Origin of the sequence: Rubrivivax gelatinosus, from assembly GCF_016583785.1 — a bacterium.
Lineage (GTDB): Bacteria > Pseudomonadota > Gammaproteobacteria > Burkholderiales > Burkholderiaceae_C > Rubrivivax > Rubrivivax gelatinosus_B.
Genome location: NZ_NRRU01000175.1, coordinates 1 through 5,641, shown reverse-complemented (window position 1 = coordinate 5,641; position 5,641 = coordinate 1). Strand labels below are relative to the sequence as shown.

The 5,641-nt window shown below is 65.1% G+C and carries 5 protein-coding genes and 1 pseudogene; all 6 read left to right on the top strand.

The window, feature by feature from the left end:
- A partial coding sequence (locus CKO43_RS24815) for a DUF2345 domain-containing protein (protein ID WP_200380341.1) occupies positions 1 to 601 on the top strand: 601 nt, incomplete at its 5' end.
- On the top strand, positions 598 to 2,403 hold the full coding sequence (locus CKO43_RS24810) for an esterase/lipase family protein (RefSeq protein ID WP_200380340.1): 1,806 nt from the start codon (positions 598 to 600) through the stop codon (positions 2,401 to 2,403). The genes CKO43_RS24815 and CKO43_RS24810, both read left to right, overlap by 4 nt.
- On the top strand, positions 2,400 to 3,458 hold the full coding sequence (locus CKO43_RS24805) for a T6SS immunity protein Tli4 family protein (protein WP_200380339.1): 1,059 nt from the start codon (positions 2,400 to 2,402) through the stop codon (positions 3,456 to 3,458). The genes CKO43_RS24810 and CKO43_RS24805 overlap by 4 nt, the downstream gene beginning before the upstream one ends.
- Positions 3,459 to 3,853: 395 nt before the next feature.
- Positions 3,854 to 4,270 (top strand): IS66-like element accessory protein TnpA, encoded by a 417-nt coding sequence (tnpA, locus tag CKO43_RS24800; protein WP_242478224.1) that lies wholly within the window; start codon positions 3,854 to 3,856, stop codon positions 4,268 to 4,270.
- 143 nt (positions 4,271 to 4,413) lie between these two features.
- On the top strand, positions 4,414 to 4,884 hold the full coding sequence (locus CKO43_RS24795; RefSeq protein ID WP_346014520.1) for an effector protein Tle3 domain-containing protein: 471 nt from the start codon (positions 4,414 to 4,416) through the stop codon (positions 4,882 to 4,884).
- 54 nt (positions 4,885 to 4,938) lie between these two features.
- Positions 4,939 to 5,641, top strand: a pseudogene (locus CKO43_RS24790) (hypothetical protein); the annotation flags it as partial.

Below are 5,641 nucleotides of genomic sequence, written 5' to 3'. Positions count from 1 at the left end.
CACGCTGGCGGCGGGGCAGAACCTGGAACTCGCCAGCGGCGGCGCGCTGCGCATCCACACCGGCCAGAACATCGGCGTGCTGGCCGGGGCGGTGAAGCCTGGAGAACAGGCCGCCGGCAAGGGCATCGCCCTCATCGCCGGCCAAGGCGACATCAGCGTGCAGGCGCAGAGCGACACGCTGCGCGTGGCGGCCAAGCAGGACGTGAGCGTCCAGCGCGCCAGTGCGCACATCGACTGGGCGGCGGCCAAGAAGATCACCCTGGCCACCGCCGGCGGCGCCCGGCTCACGCTGGAGGGCGGCAACATCGTCTTCGAGTGCCCGGGCAAGATCACCGTGCATGCGGGCAAGAAGAGTTTTGCGGGGCCACAGCACGCCAGCGTGGCTGTGCAGGCCATGCCGCATGCCGACATTCGGCTCGATCAAGAGTTCGTTCTCTATCTGGACAACGGCGAGCCTGTCGCGAATCGTCAGTACGAGATCCACTTCGCCGATGGTGCCATCCAGCGGGGCAGCACGGACGGCGCAGGCCGCACGGGCCTGAAGAAGGCCGCGTTTCCCGACCGCTACCGCATCCGGGTGCTGCCACCCCAGGCCTCATGACCGCTACAGCCAACCCGTTCGACGCTTACCACATCGCGCCCATCAGCTACGACAAGGACGGCCATCCGGTTGCCGAGGCGCCTTTCACGTCGACGAGCGACACCAAGCGCTACGCCGTGATCGTGCCTCCGTCGACGGTGATTCCGGTCATCTTCGTGCCGGGCGTCATGGGCTCGAACCTGAAGCTCAAGCGGCTACCGGCCGGCTTCGAGCAGAAGCGCTACAGAACGGGCGCCACCGCCGGCTGGGAGTGGCCGCCGGTGAAAGTCACTACGGAAGGCTGGGGCGACCGCGCCTGGCGGCCCGACGACTCGACATCGTTCATGGCGCGCCGTTTCTGGCCGCTGGCGGCCGCCGACCGGCGCGCGCTTCTGGACCCGCGGAACACAGAAGTCGACGACCGAGCCGACTTGCCTCCGCAAGCACTGGCGCCTTTCACCTTCGACTCTGAAGCTGACGGGCGCGACCGCGCTGCACGCGGTGAACAGCGGCGGCTGGGCTTCGTCAACGAAATGAAGCGCCGGGGCTGGGGTACGGTCATGCTCACCAGCTACGGGCCCTTGCTAGCCTTTCTGGAGCACAACCTGAACCACATGTATCAGCGGGGTCAGCTGCGCGAGTTCTGGGCCGACAACATCATCGGTCGCCGACATGTGCGGCATCGCGATCGCGGTGCGGCCACCCGCATTGCCAGCGACTGGGGCGTGGTGAAGGGCGACAAGCCGATCACGGCCGACGACGTGACGAAGGCCGCCCGGTACTGGCTTCCGGTGCACGCCGTGGGCTACAACTGGACGCAGTCCAACCGCGACAGCGGCAAGTACCTGGCCGGCAAGATTGCGGAGTTCATCGGCCACTACCAGAAGCTGGGCTACGAGTGCGAAAAGGCGGTTCTCATCACGCACTCCATGGGTGGGCTGGTCGCCCGTGCCGCCGTGCACGCCCAGATGGGCGCCGCGGCCGACAAGGTGATCGGCGTCGTTCACGGCGTCATGCCGACGCAAGGCGCTGCCGTGGCGTACCGGCGCTGCCGTGCGGGGTTCGAAGGCAGTGGTGTGAAGGGCAACGCCGTGGCCAGCATCCTGGGCGGCAACGGACCGGAAGTGTCGGCCGTTTTCAGCAACTGCCCTGGCGCATTGCAACTGCTGCCAAGCAAGCGCTATGGCACCGACTGGCTGCAGATCAAGGACCACACCGGTGCCGTGGTCCACAGCCTCCCCAAGAACGATCCGTACTCGGAGATCTACTCGCAGAAGGATGTCTGGTGGCGGCTGATGAATCCGGAGTGGGTGCTGGCAAATGACGATGCGCTTGCCGCAGACATCTCCAATGCCTGGAAGGACTTCACGCTCAACCTAGACGAAGCACAGAGCTTCCACGAAACACTCGCCAACGGCCACCATCCGCACACGCACGCGCAGTATGGTGCCGATGACGACGATCACCGGGCCTTTGAACGTGTAGTCTGGCAGGCGCAGCAGCGCCTCGTTCAGGCTCCGCCTGACTGTCTGCGCTCACGTGTCCTCAGGGACGGTCCCGAAGGGGAGGTCTTTCTGGCCAATGCCCACGCGCAGGTTGGGCGCGCAACCCAGCCCGCGCAGTTCACCCTGTCAGACAAGAAAGGGCCGGGCTGGCAGGGCGACGGCACGGTGCCCCTTCAGTCGGCGTCCAAAGTAGACGACCAAGCAGAGTTTGTCGCCCGGCATGCCGGCTACGACCACCAAGACAGCTACAAGGACTGGCGAGCGCAAGAACTGGCTGCGTACAGCATCGTTCGGCTGATCGCCGAAAACGCCGCTTGAGTTCGATCTTGAAGCTTCAACTTGCATGGCCGTCTAGTCGCAAGCTGTTGCTTGCCGTTGCAGCGACGCTGGTGGCCCTGCCGTTCCTGCCCGACCTGATCCACTATCGCCAAACCCATCCAGAGCGGACGCATGCCATGACCGAACTGACCCGACGGATGAAAACCATGTGCATCGGACGTCATGCTCTGGACGTTCCCATAGCGGCCGAGATAGCCATTGGTGACTCAAGAATCGAAGTGATCACCATCGAGCGTGTTCCGTCCTTCCCTAGCAATACGGACTACGCCGGCAAAATGCAGAATCACGAACGATCGCTTCGTGCGGCTGCGCATGAGACTGAAGGAAGCCGGCTGCGTGCCGTTCGGGTCGCGAACGGTGGATCGCTGACGATCTTTGTTTCGCGCGAGCGCGAGCGTGGTGTGGGCATGAGCGTAGTCGAAGGCTTCTCTTTCGCATCGCCGTCTGCGTGGCGGCTTCACTATCGCACCTCTGACGAGACAGTTGCAGCGGTGGAGTCGCTGATCGCTGACATTGCCTCGAAGCTCACGCCTCGCGCCGTCGGTGCGATTCCCACTAGCGACGGCGCGTGCATCGCAGACGGCCTGCTTCGCCGAAAGCCAGAAGAAGCCGAGACGTTCTCTGGCGGCGCGCGCGACCAGTCACTGTCGTGGACCCTGAACTTCACCAGCGAAACACGCGGGGACTATGCTCCCAACGAACGACTCTTCGCCCGCGTCGACCGCGCCATCGCTATGGCCGGCAGCGGCTCGGGGATCAAGACGCTACGACGCGCCACGCTGACGGTCGCCGGGCGCAGTGCCCAGGAGTACGTGGCCCTGTACCCGGAAAAGGGGGGCACCATCTTCGACGCCAAGCTGGAAACCTACGGCACCCGGTCCCCGATGAGCCCCATGGTCAAGCTCAGCCTCGAAGTTGGATGGCCGGACAAGCAAAATCCTCAGGATCCGCGCAAGTTCCTCACTCAGGAGCAAGCGCTCGAACTGTGGGACGCCATCGTCAAGAGCGTCGGCCTCAGGCCGGGTGCATTCTGAGCGGCCAGTCGCCGAGCAAAAGAGACTTACGGCCGCCCTCAATGGACGGACCGCGTCACGGAGGCTCGGAGATGGAAGCATCCGAGACGAAACGGTCGACTGATGAAGTCCTCCGGGCTGTAGAACCTGGTCGCTGCATCCATTGCTCCGCATCTGCCGATCCGCTGGCGATGCCGCGGAAACTCGTGGTAGCACTGGGCACTTCGGTGCTCATTGCTGGTCGCCTGGTGGTGATCACGGACTGGTTGCCGCACGCCAAAGCGCCAAGCCGGTAGCCGACGCGCTGCACCGGTGGATGCGCCAGCAGCGCCAGAAAATCGTAAGCGGCTGGCGAACACAGGTTGATCGCTGTCCCGCGGTAGTGACCATGTGTCCGCTTGATGGGAAGTGGACACATGAACACCTACGGGGTTGATCTGATGGGCCGGCGGCGCCGGCGCCGGCACAGCGACGAGTTCAAGGCGATGGTGGCCGGCGAGTGCCGGCAGCGCGGCGTCTCGATCGCCGCGGTGGCGTTGACGCACGGGCTGAACGCCAACCTGCTGCGCCGGTGGGTCGCTACGGCGGAGCAGCAGCCGGACGCGGATGCGCAGGGGGCGGTGCCCGAGGCCCTGCCCGCGGTGCAGACGCCGCCGCCTACGACGCAGGCCGCAACACCGGCGCCGACGTTCGTTCCGCTGGCGCTGACCGCTCCGGCCGTCGAGGGCGACATCCGCATCGAGCTGCAGCGCGCCGGGACCACCGTCTCCATCGTCTGGCCCGCCGCCGCGGCCCGGGACTGCGCGGCCTGGCTCAGCGACTGGCTGCGATGATCCGCGTCGAAGCGGTGTGGCTGTTGGCGCCGACTGAAGTTTGACCCACCGGAGGTGCGGCAGAAATCTTGGACTGGTTAGACCGCGATCCCCAGCGCCTTGCGGTGCTCCAGGGGGCTGCGTGAGCCGAGCGACATCTCGGCCTGGGCACTGCGGCCAGTGAACGTTCGCTGCGATACGAGCAGGCTGCACGCCTGAAGCGCCTGCAGCAGGCCGCAGCCAAGGCGGGCCAGCCGCTGTCGGCCGAAGAGCAGCGCTCCGAACTGCGCAAGATGATGGAAGAGAACCCGAACGCGACCGACCACTCCACCATCCTGACCAACGCCCTGCACGCCGAGCGCGTGCTGGCCTACGACGTGGCCATCGGCTGGGTCAACCCCAGCCGCATCAAGCCGGAGGATGTGCAGGTGTTCAGGCAGTTCGCGCACTGGATGTTCGTGGACAAACTGCTTGCCAAGAAGTTTGACCCAGCGAAGGCGTTCATCGACTACTGGAAGCAGGGCTTCTATGAAGATAAGCAATTGCACCTCACGTACAACATGCAGCACATGGCGGCCACAGCCCCGGGCATCGTCGATGTTCGTGAGCGCCACTGGGCGGGTGTCCTCAAATGAAACCTGGCATACCCTTCAATGAACCGGCGTCCGTTCATCACAGGAGCACTCAGCATGGGCCTGCTTGAACTGCTGGGCATCAAGCCGGCGACGGCGGACGCGCGGCCGGCCACCTCCCCAGCGGTACGCGCAGCGTCGTGGCCGCCGGGGACCGTCGCGCAACTGGTGGGGGGCAACGCCATCTCGACCATGTTCGATCCGGGATTCGGCGTGGAGAAGCATCTTGCCTTGCTGCTGGCCCAGTCGCCGGATGCGGGTCCACTTCCCTACTACAAGTCGATCACTGGCAGTGATGGATCCGTGACCGATCCACTGGCGCGACCCGACTTCGAAGCGGCTTTGCTGGGAAAGTTGACCTTGAGCTTCCAGTTCGTGGTCACCTACTACGGCCAGGACGTCGAAGGCTTCAACATGTTCATGTGGAACGGCGTCCGCATGAACGGCTTGCCCCTTGTCGCGGGCTTCGTGCCGGAGCGGACGGAGCTGGATGCACGGGACAGCTGGAAAGAGGCCTACCAAGCCTTCGGCCTGACCTCCAAGCCCGCGCTGACCATCGCCAACGGCAACGCCGGCTGGACCACGATGGAAGTGGGCCTGAAGATGATCGCCTCCCCCGAAGGCAAGGTGATCTGGCAGGCCACCGTGGACCTGCCGAGCTTTCCCAAGGGCAGCGCCGCCAACGAAGCCGCCGTGCTGCTGATGCTGGCCCACCCCGCCTACGACACCGGTCGCAAGCCGCTGGCGTACTTGGGAGCCC